The sequence below is a fragment of the Enterococcus sp. OL5 genome, assembly GCF_006491895.1.
GTDB lineage: Bacteria > Bacillota > Bacilli > Lactobacillales > Enterococcaceae > Enterococcus_D > Enterococcus_D innesii.
Map to the genome: position 1 here is coordinate 55,224 of NZ_VHIL01000011.1, position 21,933 is coordinate 77,156.

A 21,933-nucleotide genomic window follows, 5' to 3' on the forward strand; every position below is an offset into this window, starting at 1 on the left:
GCAGAAGATGCAGGGGCGGCTTTTTCTTAGTACTAGATGAATCACAACAAAAAGATCGCCAAACCGACGACGACTAACAATAAAGTGACGATCACAATGGCTTTCATTAAAAAACGGTTCAGATCCCGAGATTTCTGGTTCTCACCGGCACGGGTCTTCGTGATTTCTTTGTTTTTCTTGCGCACTTTTCGGTAGTGGTTATCAATTTGTTTTTCTTTTTGTTTCCATTCTTTCTTGCTTTGCTTTTCTACGATTTGCTGATTACGTTCAGACGCCGCTTGTTCTTCTTCGCGTCGGCGTCGAAGTTCACTGCGGGTGATCAATGGTTCTTTAGGCAAGTCCGTTCCTCCGTTTCAATTCCAGCAACTCCCAAAATTGGATCGCAAACACGGTCTTCGCATCACAGATCGTTCCATCAGCGATAGCGGCTTGTGCTTGCTCTAAGCTCAATTCATAGACTTCCAGCACTTCGTCTTCGTCTTGCGGTAAGGGATTTGCCACTTTTTCCAGCTCTTTCGCATAATAGACGTGCAAGATTTCATTCGCAAAGCCTGGTGAAAGGTACATAGAAGAAACATGCTCTAGCGTTTTTGCGCGATAGCCAGTCTCTTCTTCCAATTCCCGGGCGCCAGTCAAATCTGGACGTGCGCCTTCTCCTGGATCGATTTTGCCTGCTGGTATCTCTAAAATCACTCGCTCTAATGGCTTTCTGAATTGGCGAACGAACAGCATTTTGTTCTCACTCGTCAAGGCGATCACGGCCACCCCACCTGGGTGGAAGACTAGTTCGCGTTTACTGGTTCCACCATTGGGCAAGGAGACATCATCAACTACCACATCAATGATTTTGCCATGGAAAATTTCATTCCGTTGGATCGTTTTTTCTTCAAAATCTTTAAATTCTAACATCTATCGACACCTAACTTTCCTCATACGTCTTATCTATCAAACACTTTAGCATAATTTAGAAAAAATATCTTCTTAAGAAATGGCAAGAAAGCTTATGAATTTACTAAAAATCGGAAAATCCACCCCAAGTCTGATATTTTTCTTTTAGTGAACATGCTAAAATAAAGATGTCGAATAACCCAATCTACTTGTCCAAGAGATTTTTAGGAGGAGGAAAAATGAAAAAAAACATCTGGCTGATCGTTGGTGCGATCGTCCTCATCAGTATTATTTTTAACGTAGTAGGCGATTCATTTGCGAGCCTATTATTAATCGTCGGTGCAATTTTAGTCTACGTCGGTATCAGAGGACGTAAAGTTCCGGCAGCGGATCCACAAGTTTTGCCTTCTTTAACGAGAGAACGAGAAGCCCATTACTTGAAGAGCGGAATGACTGCTCGTGAGATCGAATTGTTCCGTGAAACGATGAATCAGACGAAACACCAAATCGATAAATACCAAAAAAATATCACTAGCAATAACAAGTTAAAAGCCATTGACTTGCGTCACGATGCCTTGCGTGCCTCAAAAGCTCTTTTCAAAGAACTCGTAAAAGAACCAACTAAACTGCCTTTGGCAAGTCATTTCCTTTATACCCACTTGCCCAATATGGTCGATTTGACCGATAAGTTCATTGAAATCAATAGCCATGAGATCAAAAGTCGTGAGACCTATGATAAAATCGAAGAAAGCACACAAATTATCGAGCAAATGGCTTCCTTGATCGCCAAAGACTACTCCCAATTTGTAGCAGACGATCTTGATGACATGGATATTGAGTTATCCATTGCCAAACAAAGCATAAAACGAGATAATGAATAGGGATAGATTCTGATTGGCAACAAAAAAAGAATCTAAAAAAAATCTAGCCCAGGCTAGATTTTTTTCGAAAGCAGACAATTATTAGGAGGAGTTATTATGAGTGACACACCAAATCAAGTAAAACCGGTAACGGATACGCTTGACGATTTATTGAACAACCCATTTTCAACCCCTGTCGACACTTTGACCACTACTCAACAAGCGGAGATCAGTCAGCTGAAAGAACAGCAAACAGCACCGCGTTTGATTGACAAATTACCGCCAGAGCGTCAAGCACAGGCCCAAGAATTAGCCAGCAAGATCGATGCAACTGACCAGCAAGCAGTCATCACCTATGGTGCAGCTGCCCAAACCAAACTTGGGGAGTTTTCCCAATCTATGTTGAACCATGTCCAAGCAGCTGATATCGGCCCTGTGGGCGACTCATTGACTGAGTTGATGTATCGCTTGCAAGAAGCCAATCCAGATGAACTGCGTGCAGGTGAAGGCAACTTATTCAAGCGGATGTTTGGTAAAGTAAAACAATCCATTTTTGAAATCACCGCTAAATACCAAAAAATCGGTGCCCAAATCGACAAGATCGCCGTCAAATTGGATAAAGAAAAAGACGGTTTGCTAAAAGACAACCTGATGTTGGAACAGTTGTATCAAAAGAACAAAGATTACTTCGATGCATTGAACATCTACATTGCCGCTGGCGAGTTGAAGATGCAAGAATTGCAAACCAAAATCATTCCTGAAGCCATGAAAAAAGCAGAAGAAACGAATGATCAAATGGACGTACAGATCGCCAACGATTATACGCAATTCCTAGATCGTTTAGACAAACGGACCCATGACTTGCGCTTGGCACGTCAAATCACGATCCAACAGGCACCGCAAATTCGCCTGATCCAAAACACGAACCAAGCGTTAGCAGAAAAAATCCAAGCTTCTGTCAATACAGCGATCCCACTATGGAAAAACCAAGTGGTCATTGCCTTGACTTTATTGCGTCAAAAAGATGCAGTTACGGCACAGCGCCAAGTTTCTGAGACCACCAATGATCTATTGAAGAAAAACTCAGAAATGTTGAAAGTTTCTGCTATTGAAACAGCGAAAGAAAACGAGCGCGGCATCGTCGACATCGAAACATTGCAAAAAACACAAAACGACCTTGTGGAAACGATCCAAGAAACATTACGGATCCAAAAAGAAGGAAAAGAAAAACGTCGTGCTGCCGAAGTGGAATTAGGTCATCTAGAAGAAGACTTGAAAGACCGCTTATTGGATTTAACTAGCAACAAGTAAATTTCACCTATCAAAAGAGGACTTCCATTCCCGGAGTCCTCTTTTTTTGAAAAAATTGATTTAAGTGAAGGCAGCAATCAAATCTCAATGAAATGAAACTTCAAAGTGATTGACGCCGTCTTGATCCACCGTCAAACTGATTTGCGCCTCCAGCATTTCTGTGATGGCTTTGGCGATGGCTAAACCTAACCCATAGCCACCGTCTTGATGGTTGCGAGAAGGATCCCCGCGGTAGAAGCGGTCAAAGACATAGGGAATTTTTTCTTCGGGGATCAGACAACCACTGTTGGAGACTTGCAATACTGTCTTTCGTTGCCGTTCGATTAGGGCCACTTTGACTGTTTCTCCAGCGGGCGTGTATTTCAAGGCATTGTCTACCAATATCATGGTCAATTGCCGCAAGGCTTGCTCATTGCTTTCAAGGTGCACCTGTTTAGCGATCTGTTCCTGATAGTGGATCCCTTTTTCCAGCGCAATCGCCTCCATGCTTTGATAAACACTTTGCACGACTTGACTGGCGTCGATCAAAGAACGCACCATTTCTTGTTCGGCACTTTCGAATTTGGTCAACAGCAATAAGCTATTCACTAGCTCATCCATCCGTTCGGAACCTAACTGAATGTTTTTCAGCCATTTCATCTGGCTTTCCAAGGTTTCTTCTGGACTGCCAGCTAATACCTCAGCATTGACTTGAATGATCGCCAGTGGTGTTTTCAACTCATGGGAAGCGTTAGAAACAAACTCTTTTTGTTTGCGCCAAGCCAGTTCCACCGGTCGCAAGGCTCGATTGGCCACATAAAAACTAGCGATATAAATACTGGCTAAAGCTAAAACGCCGATGAGCAAAAGCGTGTTTCTTAGATTTCTCAGACTGGTCTTATAATCGGTGACATCAAAAAACATTACTTGGTAATACGGCTCATAGCTATTGATACTGGTAGAGTACATTCCCATTGACTCATTATTGATGGAATAATGGCTGAAAGAAGCTACCAAAAAGAGGGAATAGCGCCAATAACGATCATTCAACTTCACCTCGTTTGGTACTGCTCCTTGCTTCGTTGCTGTATCGACCAAAGCGGCATACAGTTCGCTCTCATCGACACCCTCATCATCACTTTGGATCTCAACGTCGACTTGATCGCTGACAACTAAGCCAATTTCTCTGACGTCACTCGTACTATTGATGACAGTCAAAATCATTGGATATTCTGGGTCTGCCAGTGATTGACGCACTTCTTCCTCATCTAACGGTGCTGCAGCTAGGAGATTTGATTCTTGCGAGACGAGCGATTGGATCTCGTTTTCAATTTGGGTGGCATTCAAAATATAGATAAAGGTAAAGGCACCTAAGACAATGATCGAGATCAGTGCCATATTGAACCACAGCATTTTATTTCGCAATTTTTTTAACATGGCGGCTCCTTGCTCTGCAAAATGTACCCCGCATTACGGATCGTGCGAATGCCGATATCTGCTTCAAGCAGTGCCAATTTTTTCCGCAGCAAAGACACATAGATTTCAACGCGGTTTTCTTCCACATCGGGATCAAAGCCCCAAATTTTATTGATGATGGTTTCTTTTGATAAGATCACTTTGGGTCTAGATAAGAACAGTTCCATCAGTTTCATTTCTTTGGGTGACAACACCACTTGATTGCTAGGCGTGGCTAACTGCAGCTCATTACGATCTAAGCCCACGTTGCCAAAGGCTAACTGGTCTTCTTGATAATCCAAATCTTTTCTTCTGCCTAACGAACGAATCCGTGCCAGCAGCTCTTTCATTTGAAAGGGTTTCGTCAAGTAATCATCGGCTCCTGCATCCAAGCCGAGTACTTTGTCATCGACTTCGCTTTTGGCCGTCAACATAATGATCGGCGTGCGAATATTTTGCTTGCGTAACGTCTTTAGCAATGTGATTCCATCGATTTTGGGCAGCATGATATCCAAAACGAGAATGTCATATACACCACTCGCTGCATAATCTAGTCCGGTTTCGCCGTCAAAGGCCAAATCAACGGAATAATGCTGTTTTTTCAATAAGCTGGCAACCGCTTCTGCGATCGATGGCTCATCTTCTACGAATAAAATCCGCATTGGTCAGTCCCCCTTTTACACTCATCATTTCTTTTTCAATCACTTTTCGGTAAGCACAATCATTCCTGTAGGATCATTCCAATTGTTCTCCAATAAAACGTTCTGTTGAAACGATCCGCACGTGTTCGCTGGATTGATGAATCCACATGTGTAGCAACAATGCTACCATACCGCTTAGTAAAAACACAAACAGCTTTTTCCTAAGGTCTTGAAAATTCTCTTGATGACGCATGGGTTTCCTCCTTCTTGCAGGTCATCGATAAATCCGCTCGACTATTCAGAATCAGATGCCGCAGGGGCTGTCTGATTGCCTAAACTGATATCAAAGGTAATCGTATCTTCTAACGGTAAAAACTGATTGAACTTGCTCATCCCCACGATTGTCCCGTAGGGTTCTGCTGAATTGACATAACGGACTTGATAGCTGATGTTCGCCCCTTTTGAACGGAATTCATCAAAGAAGAGTTTTTGCAGATCCCCTTCAAGGATCTCGCTTCGACGGTAATCTTTGATATAAGGTTGACCTGCCGAATAGACGACTTCAATGCCTTGGTCATCTTTGCTGGTTAAGACGGTCCCGGCGGTCTCACTTTGCGAGATCAATTGTCCATAGGGCAGACTCTGAGTAAACTGCATCCGCATCCGCACAGTGACACCCTCAACAGCGGCCTGGGCATCATCTGGTAAAATCGTTGAAAAGTCTGGTACGGTGACCCCTTTCCCTAGGGAAATCGTTACTTGAAACGCATCCCGTTTCGCGATTTTTTCTTTTGGTGCCACGCTTTGTTCAATGACTTTGCCTTCTTCCACAGTATCCGAAGCCTGTTCTTTGACTTCAAGCTCCAGCTCATGGGCTTTCCCCCATGTTTCTACCTCTGCACGGGTTTTATCACTAAAGTCTGGTACTTCAATATCTTTTTCAAAGGTTTCTTCGCCTTTGGAATAAAAGACTCGTCCGACATCTCGACGATGATAGTTCTCTCGTGAGACTTCTTTATTGGTAAATTCTACTCGAATCGGTGCTTTTTCCTCGATCTCATCGTGGTATTCATCGACGATCGTCAAATTGCTTGCTTGATTTTTTTCGATCCACTCTGCTGCCTCGTCCCTCGTCATTTCCATAAAGTCTGGCAATGCCAATTTCTCTTCTGGATCAGGTCCTTGGCTCACGGTTAGATGCAGAGTGCTTCTTTTTCTGACTCGACTTCTGGCAGCTTCTGCTTGGGCGATCACTTGATTGGCTGGGGCTTCATCATAGGCTGGTGTGACATCAACCGCAAGATCATGTTCCGCTGCCCATTCTCTGACCTCTGAGATCTCTTTGTCCACAAAGTTATCCAACCGGACATACGCCAATTGGAAAAATAAAAAGCCGCTGAGTATAAAGAGTCCAAGCAAGGCAGCTAACCCTAGCAGTCGTTTTTTTCGCCGCTTCTTTTTGAAGGAGGGATCATGTTCGATCCCCTCTTCTAAAGAAGCTGAACCTTTTTCTTTTCGGGAAGCACGGGAAGAAGGTACTTCGGCTGCTGATTCCTTGTCTGGCTGTTTCGGTTCTTCTTCAAACTTCGATAAAAAATCACTCATAGGCCGTCAACGCACCTTTTTTTAAGTAAAAAGTCTGATCTGACTGCTTGGCGATCTCGGTCGAATGGGTCACTACGATGATGCACTTGTTGTGGATCGCCGCTAGTTCTTTAAAAATATCCACGATTTCTTGTTCCATGCCTTCATCCAAATTCCCGGTAGGTTCATCGGCTAAAATGATATCAACGTTGGTCGCTAAAGCACGAGCGATGGCGACCCGCTGCTGTTCCCCACCGGAAAGCTGATTGACGAAACGATCGGCTTTCGTGGAATTGATGCCGATATAGTCCAGCAAACGATACGCAATTTGATCGTGCTGATCCGGGAGTTTGTTGTCTGAAATCGCCATCGAAACAAGGACGTTTTCTAAAGCCGTCAAATAAGGGATCAAGTTGTAACTTTGAAAAATCAAACTGATTTTGTTGCGGCGATATTCTTCATAACCGATCGTTTTGATATTTTTTTCTTCAAAAAACACTTCCCCATCGGTTGGCTGATCCAATGCACTGATCAAGGAAAGAAAAGTGGTCTTTCCTGAGCCTGATTTTCCTAAGATCGTGTAAAATTTGCCTTTTTCAAAGGAGATATTGGTTTTATCTAAAATTTTCCGGCGATTCTCGCCATCTTGGTAGTAATACGTCATGTCTTTTGTTTCTAAAATTGCCATGTTCATCGCTCCTTACAGCATGATTTTTTTCGGATTCAACCGTAAAATGTACAACAGCGGCACCACTGCCGAAAGCAAGATCGTCACGATCCCAGTCGCTAAAAAGGCGATCACATAAGATAAGGTATATTGAACGCGAAACGCCTCGTTGATCGTCGCTTGGTCGATTTTCGGTGCCCCCACAAAGAATTGTTCCATCCCTGCCTGGTTTGCCTCTAGCATACTGCTGGCTAACAAAGATTCAGAAACCATCTTGCCCAGCATATTCCCTGTAACCAAGGAGATCAGCATTGCACTGACACCAATCAACAGGAGTTCGATCACAATCTGTGCAAACACGTATTTCCGGCGTTCCCCTAACGAAAGGTAGATGCCTAACTCATATTTACGATCACGGGTAAACAACACAATGATCAAGGAGATAATAATCAAGGAAGCAATCACCGCAATCACTACGACATACGAGGAAATTTGTGATAAGCGATTCATACTGGTTCCCACACGGTCATACTCATCCGTAGAAGCATTGACCTTATAGCCATTTGGCAAGAGTAGTGTCACCTCTTGTTTGAATTGTTCTGCATCTTCTGGTTGATTCAAAATAAATTGCGGGGTAAAGAAATCCTCGTCAGATCCGGGGTCTGTCGCTGGAAACGCCGCTTGTCGCCCCGCACGTTCCTCTTCAACAATCGTTTTCACAGCATCATTTGGCATATAGATCCGATTGAAGGGACGATCATCAAAAGCAAACGAGCTGACTCCCCCCTCTTGTCCTTGTTCATTCGCTTTTTCTAAGCTGGTATTTTTAAAGATCCCGACGATTTCGATAGGATAATCATTGCCTTTTTGTTTCTCTGGATCTCCACCAGATGAATAATCGATAAACTGTCCATCTAATACCATGGTGTCACCAACGGTCAAGCCGTTTTCCTGAGCCACCTCTTCAGAAATCAACCCTACACGTTTTCCGGTACGCTGTTCCTCTTCTGTAAAGAAGCGTCCCTGTGTTAAATTCACCGTATCTTCTTCAAAATCCAACGGTTGTAAGAGATTGGTTCCTGTTAAATAGACCCAAGAATCCATACCTCCAGAAACCATGATATTCTCGTTTTCAACTTCTGGTCTAAAACTATAGGGTTTGAATTTATCAACAGCAATCATTGCTTCTCGCAAATAGTCATACTGTTTGACTTCCGAGCGCTCGCCAATTTGTTTGATCAGCTCCTCCGGCAGCGGCTGAATCTCCTCCATACTTGTGCCGCCCTCACTATTTGCCATCAAGGCTTCATAGTCGATATCGATCGTTGCGAGGGAACCTAATTGGTTTTTGATCTGCTTTTCGACATTTTGAGTCGACTGATTGACCGCAATTGCTCCAGCGATTACATTTCCTAAAATTAGAATAACAGCAAACAATATCGCAGATTTCCCTCGCTTTCTCGTCACACTCAGCCATGCTCGTTTCATATAATTCACTTGCCAACATCCTCTCTTTTTTTCTCTAACAAAAGCATACTGGATGAACCTTTAGTGAATCTGTCATTTGCAAATTTTTTCAAAAAAAGCAGAATCTTAGGGAACATTTGATAAAAAAGACTGTTGTTTCAATGATCGACTCAAGCAATCATCGGAATGTGAATGATAAAAGAAAATACCTCCCAAAGATTTCTTTGGGAGGCTTTGCTATAGTTAACAAAAAAAGACAAAGACCACATCTGGGTCTTTGTCTTTTCGCTATCTTATTCGTCGATTTTCTCATTTAATTCGCTGTTACGATAGCCATATACAAAATAGATTGCGATTCCGATCACTAAAGAGATCCCAAAAACGATCCAGGTCGCCTTTTGCAGACGGGTCATCAAGAAGAGACAGCTGGCAACGGACAACAAAGGCAATAACGGTACCAGAGGTACTTTAAATTCACCTTTAGCAGGTGGCCCCATCATCTTCCGCAGCTTGATGATCCCTAAGGACATTAAGATCATATAAGACAATGCCGCAATGTTGGTCAATTCTGCCAAGATATTCAACGGGAAAGCTGCCGCAAAGAAGAAAGCAAAAACACCAGCGATGTAGGTCGCTTTCTTTGGTGTTTTATGCTTAGGATCGATGGCTTGCATGGCTTTTGGCAATAACCCATCTTTACTAATGGCATATAACAGACGCGCCAAAGAGTACATCATAGCGATCGTCACTGTTAATAAGGTCAAGATCGCCCCTACGGAAATGATTGATCCGACCACTCCATGACCGACATAACGCATCGCAAAAGCCACCGGATCATTGACTCCTAATTCCGCAAACGGCACGATTCCCGTCATGATCAGTGTGACAATGATATAGAGGACTGTTGCGATCGCAATGGAACCAATGATTCCTCGAGGGACATTTTTCTTGGCATCTTCGACTTCTTCCGCCGCCATTGCGACGGCATCAAAGCCAAGAAAAGCAAAGAAAACTAACGCTGCACCATTAAAAACGCCTGAAAAACCAAAGGGCATAAAGGGCTGCCAGTTGTCTGGTTCCACGAAAAAGGCACCAAAGACGATAAACAAGAGGATCACGCCGAATTTGACCCATACCATAGCATTGTTCAAACGTAACGCTTTTTTCGCTTCTTGGCTGACCCACAAGGTTACAAAAATAATGACTAAACCAGCAATCAAATCAATGTAGGTCCCCTTGCTTGGGTCATAACCGCCCGTCAAAGCGGTTGGTAAATGGATATCCGCACTGGCCAAAAAGCCTTGCACATAGCCTGACCAGCCAGATGCCACCGAAGAAACGGCCAATAAGAACTCGCAAATCAAAAACCAGCCTGCCAGCCACGCGGTAAATTCACCAAAAACGACATACAGATACGAATAGGCGCCCCCTAAAACAGGGATCCGAGAAGCAAATTCCGCAAAAGAAAGCCCTGATAACACAACAACGATACCAGCTACAACAAAGGAAAGAATCAATGCCGGTCCGGCATACTCAGCAGAAGCAGTCCCTGTAACAACAAAGATACCTGTGCCGATAATGGCGCCGATCCCCAACATAATCAAATCTTTTAACTTCAACTCTTTTTTTAAATTCGTCACACTTTCCCGTTGTATGACTTTTTTTCGAAATAAATCCATAACTCCTCCTCAAAAATATAAGTTTATGTTGCTTTCATATACCCCAGCAAAACACCACCGATAATCACCAGCAGACAACCAATCACCACATAACGCAGTTCTTTCTTGGTTTTCTTTTCGCCGAGAATAAAAATCCCGCCTAGCGTTGAAATGATGATCCCCATCTGCGACAATGAGAAGCCCACCGCGAGTCCGACTTGCTGAACCGTGATCAGCATGCAGACATTTCCGATGCCCCATAACAACCCTGACAAAGTATTTTTCCCTACAAAACGGTCGACCTTCGTCTTCCTTAAAGCAAATAGGCTGGCACCGATCAGCATCCCGACACTTTGTGGCAAAATGATCGCCAAGGGGTCCAATCCTGCCCAAGTAATCAAAATCGTATAGGCACCGTAACCGATCGTTGATGAGATCAATGCCCGAAATCCTTTAGGAAAATCAAGCATCTTGCTGCCAGCTTCTACCGGACTTTCGCCATCTTGACGAGCGGTCAGATACGCCCCGATCACCAACAAGATCAATGCGCTAACACCTAGTGCATAATCGCGGGTCTGGGTCCATTCCGCAAAAAACAATGCACCGGCGACCGTATTTAAAATCAGCTGCATGCCGGTTGAAAGCGGCAGTCCAACAGACACACCTAAATATTTCATGCCATGGAATTGACCGTTTTGACCGACGGACCAAAAGAGACCAGACAAAAGACCGATCAAAATCACCTTTCCATCAATCACTGGCATCGTCACAAAATATACGACCAGAGAAAAGAAAAAGGCACCAATCGTCATTCCTAGCGTTTGCTGGTTCGCATCCCCGCCAAGTTTGGCACTTACTAAACCAATGCTGCCCCACGCAAACATTGGTACTAATGCAACGAGTATCTCCATTTCATTCATCCTTACCATTCAATTTTAAACACAGGCTTTAGTGTATCAGTGAAAACGTTCTAGGGACAAGTGATTTTTGTCAAAAAACACAAAAAGATACTCGAAAAAAAGCAGATTAGCGTTTTTCCTCATAATAACTCAACAAGGGAAAGAACAGCGTCATGGTGGTTCCTTTTCCAACTGTCGACGAAGCCGTTAGCTCGATGCCTAATTCCTTCGCTAAACTTTTCGCTAAAAAGAGCCCTAATCCCGTCGAGTGGGTGTCCGTTTGGCGCCCATTTTCGCCCGTAAAGCCTTTATCAAAGATGCGACGCATGTCTTCTTTAGGAATGCCGAGCCCACTATCTTGCAAGTGGAGATAGGTTCCTTGGGCATCTTTTTCGATCCGAATTGTCAGCTGCCCATTTTGTGGTGTGTACTTAACGGCATTGCTGACCAATTGTCGAAAGATAAAGCCGAGCCATTTTTCATCGGTCAACACTTGCTGATCCTCACCTTCAACGGCATAGTGCAGGTTCTTTTGGATAAAATAATTTGCCTGACTGCGTAAAACCGGCTGGATGACGGCTTTCAATGAAATTTCTTGGACCAGATAATCTTTTGAAAAGCTGTCCAAACGGGCGACGTACAAGACTTGCTCGACATATTCGTTCATGCGGTTCAATTCATTTTCTAGTAAGATGAATTTTTCATCTGGAATATCAAATTCGATCGAATGCAAAAGCAATCGTGATGCGGCTAAAGGTACTTTGATTTCATGGACCCACGAATCGATGTATTCCTTTTGTTCTTCTTGATTGCTGACGACTTGCTGCATCAATTCTTGGTGCTCTCGGATCAACTGATTGATGTAAGATTCGATCCGTTCTTCTTCCGCCGAGCGTGCTCCTTGCAAGTAGTTTTGCAGCAAGCTGTCTCCGGGCTTGGGGGTGATTTTTTGCCAAAAACGCCGCTTAGATAAGTAGCTGATTGCCAAAAAGAACACCATCAAGACACTTTGCATCAAAAAGAGATAGCCGACTGTACCCCAATCCATCGGGGAATGAGGAGTCAGCCAAAAAACTAAGACCGTCAACACGAAAAAGACCAGCCAGCCAATAAACAGCAGCCAACGATCTTTCAAAAAACTGCGCAAAACCCGCCACTTTGTCATGGTACGATATACCCTTGACCAACCTTGGTTTCAATGTAGCCATTCATCCCCGCTTGTTCGATTTTTCGTCGCAAACGATTGATATTGACCGTCAAGGTATTGTCATCTACAAAACGCTCGTCATCCCATAAGGCCCGCAAGAGTTTTTCACGACTTAAAATCTTGCCGTGATTTTTCATCAAAATATACAGCAGGCGGTATTCGTTTTTGCTAAGATCGATGCTTTCGCCATTGATATACATGCTGCTGTTGTCGATATTGAGGGTCAAACCGTTATGCACTAACGTCTCGCTGCTGCTTTCTACATAGTTGTAGGAACGGCGCAATAAGGCATTGATTTTTGCAATCAGAACGTCGATCTCAAAAGGTTTTGTCACAAAATCGTCCGCCCCCATATTCATGGCCATGATCATATCCATATTGGTATTGCGACTGGAAATAAAAATGATTGGTACTTTGGAAGCTTCGCGGATTTTTTGACACCAATAGTAGCCATCAAAAACCGGCAAATTAATATCCAGTAAAATCAGTTGGGGCTCTTGTTCTTCAAAGTCAGTCAACACTTGATGGAAATCCGTCGTGCCAAAGGTCTCAAACTGCCATTTTTCTAGTTCTTCGATAATCAGTTGGCGAATCACCGCTTCATCTTCTACTACCATTATTTTTGCCATATCCGTGAATTCCCTCACTTTGCGTAATTTTCTCCTCTTTACTTTATCAAATATCAAAAACGAATGCGAACATTAATCGCCGTTTTTAGCAAACCCTAAAAAACCTCTTCACTGTCCTGAGGAATCAGTGAAGAGGCAAACAAAAAACGGACGACTAGGTTACTCGATGATCTCAACAGTCTCAATTAGTAGTTTTCCGATAAACAATAAAATCCCATCGAAAAAAAGCACACTCATGTTGACACCTAATAGCATTGATAACCGTTCAACGACATCGATTTTTGGTCGTTTGTTCAAATAACGAAACAAGAAAAAATTCACACCATACGTCACTGCCATGATCAGCAGCATCAAGATCACCATTTTAGTTCCCTGCTTTTCTTCAAATTTTTGGTTGCTGTGCTAAAAACTGTGTCAGTTTACTTTGATCGATGGCTTCATACTGCGATAGGAAGCGACCGATTGCTTGAACGACTGCCGGTAGATGACCCGCTTCATCATTTTCGATCTGCAGCACCAGCAGTGGTTCGTGCAAGCTCATTCGCAGCAAGAACCAGCCTTGGCCATAGGGCGCTGTCAAGTTGATGCGAATGCCTTCCTCATTTTCTGGATCGATCTGCCAGCCTGGCAGCAAATGATCGGCTAAATCCGCGATCACTTGGCGACCATAGTCTTGATAGTCGGCTTGTTGGATCGCAAAGCGCAATTCTTGGGTCTCGGCGGGTTGTTGCAACGCCGCGATCAGCTCATCCAGTGTCGTGCCTTGCTGTTGCAATTGTGGCAGCATCATCAAGAGCTTGGCGATCACGTACGCCCCGTCATCTAAAAAGAAATTTTCTTTAAACGCGGCATGCCCGCTGGTTTCGATGGCTAACTGTGTGTCCAGTCCTGCTTCATTCAATTCAATCGCTTTGTTGATCACATTGCGGTAGCCAGAAATATAGCGTACTTGCTGCCCTCCCAGTGCTTCGATAAAGGTTTTTAAATGATTAGAGGTTGGTGAATTAGTGACGATACGCGTGCCAGGGTGTTCCGCTAAGATGATCTTGCTTAATACAGCAATCATATTGTTGCGGTTCAAGGGCTCACCGCTTTTGGTCACGACAGCCGAGCGGTCGACATCGGTATCGAAAATAATGCCTAGATCGGCTTGTTCTCGTAAGACGGCTTCACGAATACTTGCCATCGCCTCTTTATTGTCTGGATTAGGGATATGATTGGGAAAATGCCCATCCGGTTCTAAAAATTGCGAGCCATTCGTATCTGCCCCTAGCGGCAGCAACACTTTTTCAGCAAAAAAGCCGCCGGCACCATTGCCTGCATCAACAATGATCTTTAATCCAGCCAAAGGTTTTTCCTCATTGGTTCCCATCCCTTGGCGAATTTTTTGCAGTAGATCTTGGGCATAAGGCGTCAGCAGGTCTTTTTGCTGATAGCTTCCTTTTTCCGCTGCCTCATGAACGGTAGTGTGGGTCAAAATATAGTGGATATCCATTTTTTCGGCACCGCCTTGGCGGCTGAAAATTTTTATTCCATTAAAGTAATAAGGCAAATGACTCGCTGTCAGCATCACACCAGCATCACAGTCGAAATCCGCAAACTGTGTGCTCATAAACATGGCTGGTGTCGTTGCCAAGCCACAATCGATCACTGCCACGCCTTCTTGCTGCAGCTGTGCCATCAACACTTCTTGCAGTGCTTCGCCACTCAAGCGACTGTCACGACCGACTGCCACGCGAAAAGGTCCGCTGCCCTTTGTTTCCAACCAGTTGCGCAAGCCCGAAGCAACTTGCCGAACCGCTTGCTCCGTCAGCGTCACCTGTTCTTTTTCTGTTGCGATCGCAATCCCTCGAATATCAGAACCATTTTGCAAATCAACGATGTTCATTTCCTCCACCCCTTCTTGTAACCGGAATCAATTTTATTATACCAGAGAAAAAAGGAAATGAAATTGCTTTTTAGTATTTTTTACTATAAATAGTTTACTTTCCTTATTCTTTAAACGGAATCCCTTCCAGTTGCAGTAGTCGGCGTTTGGTTGCTAACCCGCCCCGATACCCCGTCAAGCGGCCGTTTTTTCCTAACACCCGATGACAAGGAACCACGATCATCATTGGGTTACGCCCCACTGCGTTGGCGACAGCTCGGACAGCGGTCGGACGTTGAATGCGCAGCGCCAAGTCACTGTACGTAGTGGTTTCACCATAAGGAATTTGGGTCAGTGCTTGCCAAACGGTTTGTTGAAACGGTGTCCCTACAAAATCAAACGCAAAAGTAAACGTCACTGGTTCCCCTGCAAAATAAGCTTGCAGCTGCGTTTCAATTACTGGATCAAGGTCAGCTATACTACTGATTTCAGCCAATGGAAAGAATTTGAGTAATTCATGATGATCCTGCTGCCGACCAAAATACACTAGCCCTTTTTCCGATTGGACCACCTCATACCATTCTTCGTCTAAAACGATCTTTGCCAATGCTAGTTTCATATTTTCACCTCATGGAATCCATTTTCCGCAGCACAACTGCTTACGTGCTGCCGCCGTTCTACGGCTGTCTCAGTGACAGTATACCATTTTTTCGAGCTGCGCAAAAAACCGACTGGCTTACTGCCAATCGGTCGTTGCAAACAAGGGGAAAATAGGCAGATCGCCAGTCGCTGCAGCTTCAAGCCGTAGCAATGGCAGAATCAATCCAATTCGATTTTCCCAGTATATAGCTGATAATAGGTGCCTTTTTCTGCCAACAGCGTTTCATGGGTCCCCCGCTCAATGATACGGCCATGATCCATCACCATGATGGCATCGGAGTTTTGGATTGTAGACAATCGATGGGCGATCACAAACACGGTCCGTCCAGACATCAAACGATCCATCCCTGATTGGACGATACGCTCTGTACGGGTATCGATGCTTGAGGTGGCTTCGTCTAAGATCATCACTGGCGGATCAGCGATCGCTGCGCGAGCAATTGCCAACAGCTGCCGTTGACCTTGGGAAAGCCCTTCGCCATCGCCCGTGATCACGGTGTCGTATTTTTCTGGCAAATGGTTGATAAACATGTCGGCATTGGCTAGTTTCGCTGCTGCCAGCACTTCTTCATCACTGGCATCCAGTTTTCCGAAGCGAATATTCTCGCGAATCGTTCCAGTAAACAAATGGGTGTCTTGCAAAACGATTCCTAATGAGCGACGGAGGGATTCCAGATGGATTTTTTCAATATTGATACCATCATAGCGAATCTTCCCGTCTTGGATGTTGTAGAACCGATTGATCAGATTGGTAATCGTTGTCTTACCAGCACCTGTTGCACCAACAAAGGCAACTTTTTGCCCAGGCTCTGCATACAGATTGATCTCATGTAAGACCAGTTGATTATCGACATAGCCGAAATCAACATCTTCAAACCGCACGTCTCCCGTCACTTCCGTATAGGTAATGGTTCCATCCTCGTGGGGATGTTTCCACGCCCACGTGCCTGTTCGTTCTTTGGTTTCAACTAGTTGACCTTGCGACCATTTGGCATTGACCAGTGTGACGTAGCCATGATCGATTTCTGGCGTTTCATCTAATAGGTTGAAAATTCGCTCAGCACCGGCTAATGCCATGATTACAAAGTTGATTTGTTGTGATACTTGGCTGATAGGGCCATTCAATGAACGGCTCAGTTGCAAGAAAGAAGCGATCATCCCGACCGTCAGTCCAGAAACACCATTGATGGCAAACAGGCCACCAATGATGGCGATCAAGACATATTGGACATTTAGTAAGTTCATCATGATCGGCATCAAGGTATTGGCATTGACATTGGCTTTAGTGGCACTTTCTTGCAGTTGATCATTTAAGGCATCAAATTCTTCCATGACGATTTTTTCATGATTGAAGATTTTGACGACTTTTTGTCCGTGCATCATTTCTTCGATATACCCGTTGACAGCGCCTAAATCTCGTTGCTGTGCGCCAAAGAAGCGGCCGCTGCGGCGAGAAATGATGCGGATCACATTCAGCATCAAAATAACCGACAGCATCACGAACAGAGTCAATGGAACACTGATGGAGAACATGGCGATAAAGACAGAACAAAAGGTTACCGCCGCCATCATCAAGTTTGGAATACTTTGGGAGATCATTTGACGCAACGTGTCCGTATCGTTGGTAAAGTGACTCATGATGTCGCCATCTGAGCGGGCATCAAAGTAGCCGACTGGTAGAGACTGCATATGTGTAAACATTTGGTCACGGATTTTTTTCTGCGTGCCCTCACTGATCTTGACCATCATAAAGTTATAGATCAGTGCGGCCAAGATCCCAATCAGGTAGATGATCGCCATTTGGACGATCGCCCGAAACAAGCCGCCAAAATCAGGATTGGCTTGCCCTAAAAGCGGTGTGATATGATCGTCGATCACGACTTGTAAAAACAACGAACCACGAACGTTGGCAAAAGCACTTAACAAGATCATAACAACGACGAATAGGAGTTGTCCTTTGTAGTCGCCAAACATCGTTCGCAATAAACGTTTTAATGTGCGCTTGGGATTTGCTGCTTGTCTATTCTTCACCTTCACCAAATCCTTTCTGCTGCGAATGGTACACTTCTTGATAGATGGCATTGTTTGCCAACAATTCTTCGTGGGTACCGATGCCATTGATTTTGCCATCATCCATTACGATGATCCGGTCGGCGTCTTCGATCGAATTGATCCGTTGGGAAATAATGATCGTCGTCGTTCCCGGAATTTCTCGTTTCAAGCCTTCGCGGATACTGCGATCGGTTTTGGTGTCGACGGCACTAGTAGAATCATCGAGAATCAAGATTTTCGGTTTCTTTAATAAGGCGCGAGCAATCGTCAACCGTTGTTTTTGCCCACCGGAAACATTGTTCCCTCCTTGTGAGATCTGCGTTTCATATTTATCAGGAAACTCTTGAATGAAGGGATCGGCTTGTGCAATCGTCGCCACGCGCTGGATCTCTTCATCCGACGCCTCTTCATTGCCCCAACGTAAATTGTCGTTGATGGTGCCGCTAAAGAGTACATTGTTTTGCAAGACCATACTTACTTGGTCCCGCAATGCTTCTAAATCATAGTCGCGAACATCATGACCGCCGACGATGACACGCCCTTCAATCACATCATATAAGCGGGGGATCAGCTGGACGAGGGTGGATTTCCCGCTCCCGGTTCCACCAATGATCCCAATGACTTCACCGGATTCGATGCGTAGATTCGCATCGGTCAGCGCCAACTTGTTTTTGTCATTGGCGTAACTAAAGCCGACATTTTCAAAAATGATGGAGCCGTCTTTGATTTCTTTGACTGGCTCGGCGGGATTTTTCAAGTCACTTTCTTCATCTAATACTTCCACGACCCGTTCTGCCGACGTTCGTGCGATCAAAATCTGCACGAAAGCCATCGACATCATCATCAAGCTCATCAAAATCTGCATCGTGTAGTTGAACATGCTGACTAATTCACCAGTCGTCAGGCTACTTTGTTCCACGATCAACTGGGCACCAAACCATGACAAGAGCAACATACATGTATAGACTGCAAATTGCATCAATGGCATGTTAAAAGAGACGATTCGTTGCGCGAGAGTGAAATTCCGATAAACATCGGTGGACACTTCGCCAAACAGTTCTTCTTGTTGTTCTTCTCGGACATACGATTTCACGACGCGAACCCCTTGTAGATTCTCTTGCACCACATTATTCAAGCGGTCATAAATGCGGAATACTTTTAGAAACAGCGGGTGGGCAAAACGAATCACTAAAGCAAGGCCAATCGCTAAAATCGGTAAAACAACTAAGTAAATCGTCATAAGCTCTGGGCTGATGGTGCTAACCATTGCAAGTGAGAAAATCAGAACTAACGGACTGCGGACCAGAATACGAATAATCATTTGATAAGCATTTTGGACGTTGGTCACGTCAGTGGTCAAGCGGGTGATCAAACTGGAGGAAGAAAAGCGGTCAATGTTTGAAAAGGAAAAATCTTGGATTCGGCGAAATAGATTGTGCCGCAGGTTGCGGGCAAAACCAGCCGAAGCGATCGCTGCCGTTCGTCCGCCAAGCGTTCCTAAAAGTAACGCGATCAAGGAACATAAAAAAAGCAAGCCGCCATCTCTTAGAATCACACCGGCGTCTCCTTTTTCGATCCCTTGGTCGATCATCATTGCCATGATCAGGGGCATAATGACATCTAAGGCAACCTCTCCTGCTACATACACAGGGGTTAGCAAGCTATCCTTCTTATAGCTGCCAACATTCGCGAGTAATTTTTTTATCATTTGTTTCGTCCCTTCTATAGATGGCACTGCGGAGCCATTTTTTCTCGTTACCATCAAGTTTACTTTATCGATCCAGTGATTTCAAGCGGCTCGCTCGTGTTTTTTTTACAATTAGTAAGTAAAAACACCCTTCCAAAGAAGGGTGCTTACCTTTTGATGCTGTGTGAAAAAGTGTCGGTTGCGAGATTATTCGGCAGCAGATGAACCAGCGGTACTGACCGGTTCATCCGCCTCCCCGCCATCCTCTGCCGGCGGTGTTTGGGTACTGCCTTGCAGATTGCCGCGGCTGATACCGATGGTGATCCACGTTTCTAGGGGAATGAACTCGCCGTAGCGGCTCATTTCAACGACGGTTCCTTTTGGTTCCGCCGAATCGACATAGTAGATTTCGTAATAGACATTGGCACCTTTTGATTTGTATTCATCAAAGAATAGTTTTGGCAAGTCGCCTTCCGTTGCTTGGAAACGGATGTCTTTCAAATACGGTCTGCCTAATGAGTAGACGACTTTGACAGTTGGCAAAGTATCGCTTTCGCTGTACTCTTTGCCCGCTTCCTCCGACTGACTCAAGAAACTACCATACGCCACTTGATCGGAATAGACCGTGCTGACTTGCAGCGGGATTTTTGATTCTAGTCCTTGGGCTTCTTCGATCGTGTATTGTGAAAAATCTGGAACGGTCAAAGCTTGGCCTTTTGAGACCTTCACCACAAATTCTTCTTTTTTCGCAAGTTTGCTGCCTTTGACTGGTTCTTGTGAAACGACCAGATCCAGGGCGACACTGTCAGAAAAGACGGTTTCTTCTTTGTATTTCAAGTCATTCTTTTTCGCCCATTCAGAAGCTTCACTTTTGGCTTTGCCTGTAAAATCAGGTACTTCAATATTTTTTTCAAAGACTTCTTTGCCCTTTGAATAGTAGACACTCAAACGGTCTTTGCGTTTGTATTCGGCTAAATCAAGCTCTTTGTTGGCCGCCTCTTGTTTGATAAAAGCTTCTGCTGCTACATTGTCGTCAAATTGTTCGATCAAAGAGAGGTTTTCGGCTTTATTGCTAGCGATCCAATCTTTTGCTTCGGTCACTTGCATCGCTGAAAAATCCGGTAGCTCTAAGCGTTCTTCAGGATCAGGCCCGAGACTCGCCGTCAGTGTCAGTGTGGCACCCTTCTTGATTTTTTTCTCAGGGTCGACACTTTGGTCGATTACTTGGTTGACGTCTTTGTCAAAGTCATATTCTTGCTCCACTTTGATAGCGACGCCTTCTTCCATGCCCCACGTCCGCGCTTCTGACAGATCTTGGGCAGTGAAATCCGGCACCTTCACATGGGTCATCTGATAATAGACGATCCCGATCACGGCAACCGCCAAGGCGGTCAGTAAAGCAATCAGCAAGATTTTTTTCTGCTGACGCTTTTTGTAGGTCGGATCAAATTCCGTTTCTTCTTTACCAAAACGGCTGACTGGTTCCTTTGATGCTACCTTCTCAGTCCCAGAACTCGCCGCTTTTGCTTCAGTCGTCTGTGTTTGTTGACGGGCTGCCGAGCGACTCATCGGCTCACTAGCTGTCGGCTCTTCTGATTGGTGAACCGTCGTTGGCTCCGCTGGTTTGCTCGCTTGCTCCGCGCCTCTTGCATTTTGATCTCCGACAGGTTCGCTAGTTTTTTTCTCGCTATTGCCAGCGGATTTCTTTTTGCCATCATAGTTGTCCGGGCTAAAATTTGATAAAAAATCACTCATGTTTACTCAACACACCTTTACGTAAATACAAGACTTCATCCGCTTGTTGAGCGATCTCGTTAGCGTGGGTCACGACGATCACACATTTGTTGTGGACGTGTGCCAGCTCCTTAAAGATATCGATGATCTCTTGTTCCATTTCTTCATCCAAATTCCCGGTTGGTTCGTCCGCTAAAATGATATCGACATTGGTGGCTAACGCCCGGGCGATCGCTACCCGCTGTTGTTCTCCACCAGATAATTGATTGACGAGCCGATCGGCTTTTTCTTTGGTGATGCCTATATAATCCAGTAAATTGTATGCCACTTCTCGCTGATTGTCTGGCAGCTGATTTTTCGTGATCGCCATCGGCACTAAGACATTTTCAACTGCACTTAAATAGGGAATCAGATTATAGCTTTGGAAAATGATACTGATGTCGTCGCGGCGATAATTTTCATGCCCAATTTTTTCGATATCGGTGCCTTCATAAAGTACTTGACCGCTTTTCGGACTATCCAACGCACTGATCAAGGATAAAAACGTCGTTTTTCCCGAACCAGATTGCCCTAAGATGGCATAGAAAGTCCCTTTTTCAAAAGAAACAGAGGTCTCTTTCAGTATATAGCGGCGCTGATCGCCGTCTTGGTAATAGTAATCGACTGCTTTGGTTTCTAATAAAGTCAT

21 protein-coding genes are annotated in these 21,933 nt (G+C 44.6%); 2 read left to right on the top strand and 19 right to left on the bottom strand.

All coding sequences use genetic code 11. The annotated features are described in order from the left end of the window. Positions 1–41 precede the first annotated feature (41 nt). Complete coding sequence (gene macP / locus FJU10_RS12920; RefSeq protein WP_005233519.1) at positions 42–338, bottom strand: cell wall synthase accessory phosphoprotein MacP; 297 nt, start codon at positions 336–338, stop codon at positions 42–44. Then, entirely contained in the window at positions 331–909 is a 579-nt protein-coding gene (locus FJU10_RS12925; RefSeq protein WP_008379307.1) for an NUDIX hydrolase, read from the bottom strand. Before FJU10_RS12925 ends, macP begins: the two co-directional genes overlap by 8 nt. A 218-nt stretch (positions 910–1,127) precedes the next feature. Here FJU10_RS12925 and FJU10_RS12930 point away from each other — a divergent pair, with 218 nt between their 5' ends. Together FJU10_RS12930 and FJU10_RS12935 are read left to right on the top strand one after the other, a co-directional pair. After that, on the top strand, positions 1,128–1,769 hold the full coding sequence (locus FJU10_RS12930) for a 5-bromo-4-chloroindolyl phosphate hydrolysis family protein (RefSeq protein WP_008379306.1): 642 nt from the start codon (positions 1,128–1,130) through the stop codon (positions 1,767–1,769). A gap of 96 nt (positions 1,770–1,865) precedes the next feature. Next, entirely contained in the window at positions 1,866–3,059 is a 1,194-nt protein-coding gene (locus FJU10_RS12935; protein WP_005233515.1) for a toxic anion resistance protein, read from the top strand. Between the two features lie 84 nt (positions 3,060–3,143). On the opposite strand, the gene FJU10_RS12940 is transcribed toward FJU10_RS12935, so the two are convergent. From FJU10_RS12940 to FJU10_RS13020, 17 genes are all read right to left on the bottom strand, one after another. Continuing rightward, complete coding sequence (locus FJU10_RS12940) at positions 3,144–4,475, bottom strand: sensor histidine kinase (protein WP_008379305.1); 1,332 nt, start codon at positions 4,473–4,475, stop codon at positions 3,144–3,146. After that, positions 4,469–5,155: a response regulator transcription factor gene (locus tag FJU10_RS12945; protein WP_140966112.1), complete on the bottom strand. Its 687-nt coding sequence runs from the start codon at positions 5,153–5,155 to the stop codon at positions 4,469–4,471. The genes FJU10_RS12940 and FJU10_RS12945 overlap by 7 nt, the downstream gene beginning before the upstream one ends. A 73-nt stretch (positions 5,156–5,228) precedes the next feature. Further along, on the bottom strand, positions 5,229–5,387 hold the full coding sequence (locus FJU10_RS19100) for a hypothetical protein (protein WP_005233508.1): 159 nt from the start codon (positions 5,385–5,387) through the stop codon (positions 5,229–5,231). Between the two features lie 41 nt (positions 5,388–5,428). Further along, positions 5,429–6,739, bottom strand: a complete 1,311-nt coding sequence (locus tag FJU10_RS12950; protein WP_140966113.1) for a PASTA domain-containing protein — start codon at positions 6,737–6,739, stop codon at positions 5,429–5,431. Continuing rightward, positions 6,732–7,406 (bottom strand): ABC transporter ATP-binding protein, encoded by a 675-nt coding sequence (locus FJU10_RS12955; RefSeq protein ID WP_008379303.1) that lies wholly within the window; start codon positions 7,404–7,406, stop codon positions 6,732–6,734. The genes FJU10_RS12950 and FJU10_RS12955 overlap by 8 nt, the downstream gene beginning before the upstream one ends. 12 nt (positions 7,407–7,418) lie before the next feature. After that, positions 7,419–8,873 carry an ABC transporter permease gene (locus tag FJU10_RS12960; RefSeq protein WP_140966143.1) on the bottom strand — a complete coding sequence of 485 codons (1,455 nt, stop codon included), beginning with the start codon at positions 8,871–8,873 and terminating at the stop codon, positions 7,419–7,421. Positions 8,874–9,145: 272 nt separating this feature from the next. After that, positions 9,146–10,531 (bottom strand): APC family permease, encoded by a 1,386-nt coding sequence (locus FJU10_RS12965; RefSeq protein WP_140966114.1) that lies wholly within the window; start codon positions 10,529–10,531, stop codon positions 9,146–9,148. A gap of 23 nt (positions 10,532–10,554) precedes the next feature. Then, positions 10,555–11,421, bottom strand: a complete 867-nt coding sequence (locus FJU10_RS12970; protein ID WP_008379298.1) for a GRP family sugar transporter — start codon at positions 11,419–11,421, stop codon at positions 10,555–10,557. A gap of 115 nt (positions 11,422–11,536) precedes the next feature. Further along, positions 11,537–12,574 (bottom strand): two-component system sensor histidine kinase SapS, encoded by a 1,038-nt coding sequence (gene sapS / locus FJU10_RS12975; RefSeq protein WP_140966115.1) that lies wholly within the window; start codon positions 12,572–12,574, stop codon positions 11,537–11,539. Further along, positions 12,571–13,245 (bottom strand): two-component system response regulator SapR, encoded by a 675-nt coding sequence (sapR, locus tag FJU10_RS12980; protein WP_005227794.1) that lies wholly within the window; start codon positions 13,243–13,245, stop codon positions 12,571–12,573. Before sapR ends, sapS begins: the two co-directional genes overlap by 4 nt. Positions 13,246–13,404: 159 nt before the next feature. Continuing rightward, positions 13,405–13,608 (bottom strand): hypothetical protein, encoded by a 204-nt coding sequence (locus tag FJU10_RS12985; RefSeq protein ID WP_005227790.1) that lies wholly within the window; start codon positions 13,606–13,608, stop codon positions 13,405–13,407. A 19-nt stretch (positions 13,609–13,627) separates the two neighbouring features. Next, entirely contained in the window at positions 13,628–15,133 is a 1,506-nt protein-coding gene (locus FJU10_RS12990) for a phosphomannomutase/phosphoglucomutase (protein WP_086332718.1), read from the bottom strand. 103 nt (positions 15,134–15,236) lie between these two features. Next, entirely contained in the window at positions 15,237–15,731 is a 495-nt protein-coding gene (locus FJU10_RS12995) for a methylated-DNA--[protein]-cysteine S-methyltransferase (protein WP_005233483.1), read from the bottom strand. Between the two features lie 200 nt (positions 15,732–15,931). Then, entirely contained in the window at positions 15,932–17,854 is a 1,923-nt protein-coding gene (locus FJU10_RS13005; protein WP_228085046.1) for an ABC transporter ATP-binding protein, read from the bottom strand. Then, a complete protein-coding gene (locus FJU10_RS13010) occupies positions 17,793–19,532 on the bottom strand; it encodes an ABC transporter ATP-binding protein (protein ID WP_034878268.1) in 1,740 nt (579 codons plus the stop codon). The genes FJU10_RS13005 and FJU10_RS13010 overlap by 62 nt, the downstream gene beginning before the upstream one ends. Before the next feature lie 186 nt (positions 19,533–19,718). After that, positions 19,719–21,266, bottom strand: coding sequence for a PASTA domain-containing protein (locus FJU10_RS13015; RefSeq protein ID WP_086316624.1), 1,548 nt, complete (start codon positions 21,264–21,266; stop codon positions 19,719–19,721). Continuing rightward, the gene (locus FJU10_RS13020) at positions 21,259–21,933 is read right to left on the bottom strand and encodes an ABC transporter ATP-binding protein (RefSeq protein ID WP_005227776.1); all 675 of its coding nucleotides are present in this window, start codon (positions 21,931–21,933) and stop codon (positions 21,259–21,261) included. The genes FJU10_RS13015 and FJU10_RS13020 overlap by 8 nt, the downstream gene beginning before the upstream one ends.

Bases quoted from the DNA above. Each gene is read 5' to 3' on its own strand.
- FJU10_RS13005 (WP_228085046.1), bottom strand. From the start codon at position 17,854: ATGCCATCTATCAAGAAGTGTACCATTCGCAGCAGAAAGGATTTGGTG.
- FJU10_RS12950 (WP_140966113.1), bottom strand. From the start codon at position 6,739: ATGAGTGATTTTTTATCGAAGTTTGAAGAAGAACCGAAACAGCCAGAC.
- FJU10_RS13015 (WP_086316624.1), bottom strand. From the start codon at position 21,266: ATGAGTGATTTTTTATCAAATTTTAGCCCGGACAACTATGATGGCAAA.
- FJU10_RS12985 (WP_005227790.1), bottom strand. From the start codon at position 13,608: ATGGTGATCTTGATGCTGCTGATCATGGCAGTGACGTATGGTGTGAAT.
- FJU10_RS12990 (WP_086332718.1), bottom strand. From the start codon at position 15,133: ATGAACATCGTTGATTTGCAAAATGGTTCTGATATTCGAGGGATTGCG.
- FJU10_RS12945 (WP_140966112.1), bottom strand. From the start codon at position 5,155: ATGCGGATTTTATTCGTAGAAGATGAGCCATCGATCGCAGAAGCGGTT.
- FJU10_RS12965 (WP_140966114.1), bottom strand. From the start codon at position 10,531: ATGGATTTATTTCGAAAAAAAGTCATACAACGGGAAAGTGTGACGAAT.
- FJU10_RS12955 (WP_008379303.1), bottom strand. From the start codon at position 7,406: ATGGCAATTTTAGAAACAAAAGACATGACGTATTACTACCAAGATGGC.
- FJU10_RS12940 (WP_008379305.1), bottom strand. From the start codon at position 4,475: ATGTTAAAAAAATTGCGAAATAAAATGCTGTGGTTCAATATGGCACTG.
- FJU10_RS12930 (WP_008379306.1), top strand. From the start codon at position 1,128: ATGAAAAAAAACATCTGGCTGATCGTTGGTGCGATCGTCCTCATCAGT.
- sapR (WP_005227794.1), bottom strand. From the start codon at position 13,245: ATGGCAAAAATAATGGTAGTAGAAGATGAAGCGGTGATTCGCCAACTG.
- FJU10_RS19100 (WP_005233508.1), bottom strand. From the start codon at position 5,387: ATGCGTCATCAAGAGAATTTTCAAGACCTTAGGAAAAAGCTGTTTGTG.
- FJU10_RS12960 (WP_140966143.1), bottom strand. From the start codon at position 8,873: ATGAAACGAGCATGGCTGAGTGTGACGAGAAAGCGAGGGAAATCTGCG.
- FJU10_RS12935 (WP_005233515.1), top strand. From the start codon at position 1,866: ATGAGTGACACACCAAATCAAGTAAAACCGGTAACGGATACGCTTGAC.
- FJU10_RS13010 (WP_034878268.1), bottom strand. From the start codon at position 19,532: ATGATAAAAAAATTACTCGCGAATGTTGGCAGCTATAAGAAGGATAGC.
- sapS (WP_140966115.1), bottom strand. From the start codon at position 12,574: ATGACAAAGTGGCGGGTTTTGCGCAGTTTTTTGAAAGATCGTTGGCTG.
- FJU10_RS12970 (WP_008379298.1), bottom strand. From the start codon at position 11,421: ATGGAGATACTCGTTGCATTAGTACCAATGTTTGCGTGGGGCAGCATT.
- FJU10_RS13020 (WP_005227776.1), bottom strand. From the start codon at position 21,933: ATGACTTTATTAGAAACCAAAGCAGTCGATTACTATTACCAAGACGGC.
- FJU10_RS12995 (WP_005233483.1), bottom strand. From the start codon at position 15,731: ATGAAACTAGCATTGGCAAAGATCGTTTTAGACGAAGAATGGTATGAG.
- FJU10_RS12925 (WP_008379307.1), bottom strand. From the start codon at position 909: ATGTTAGAATTTAAAGATTTTGAAGAAAAAACGATCCAACGGAATGAA.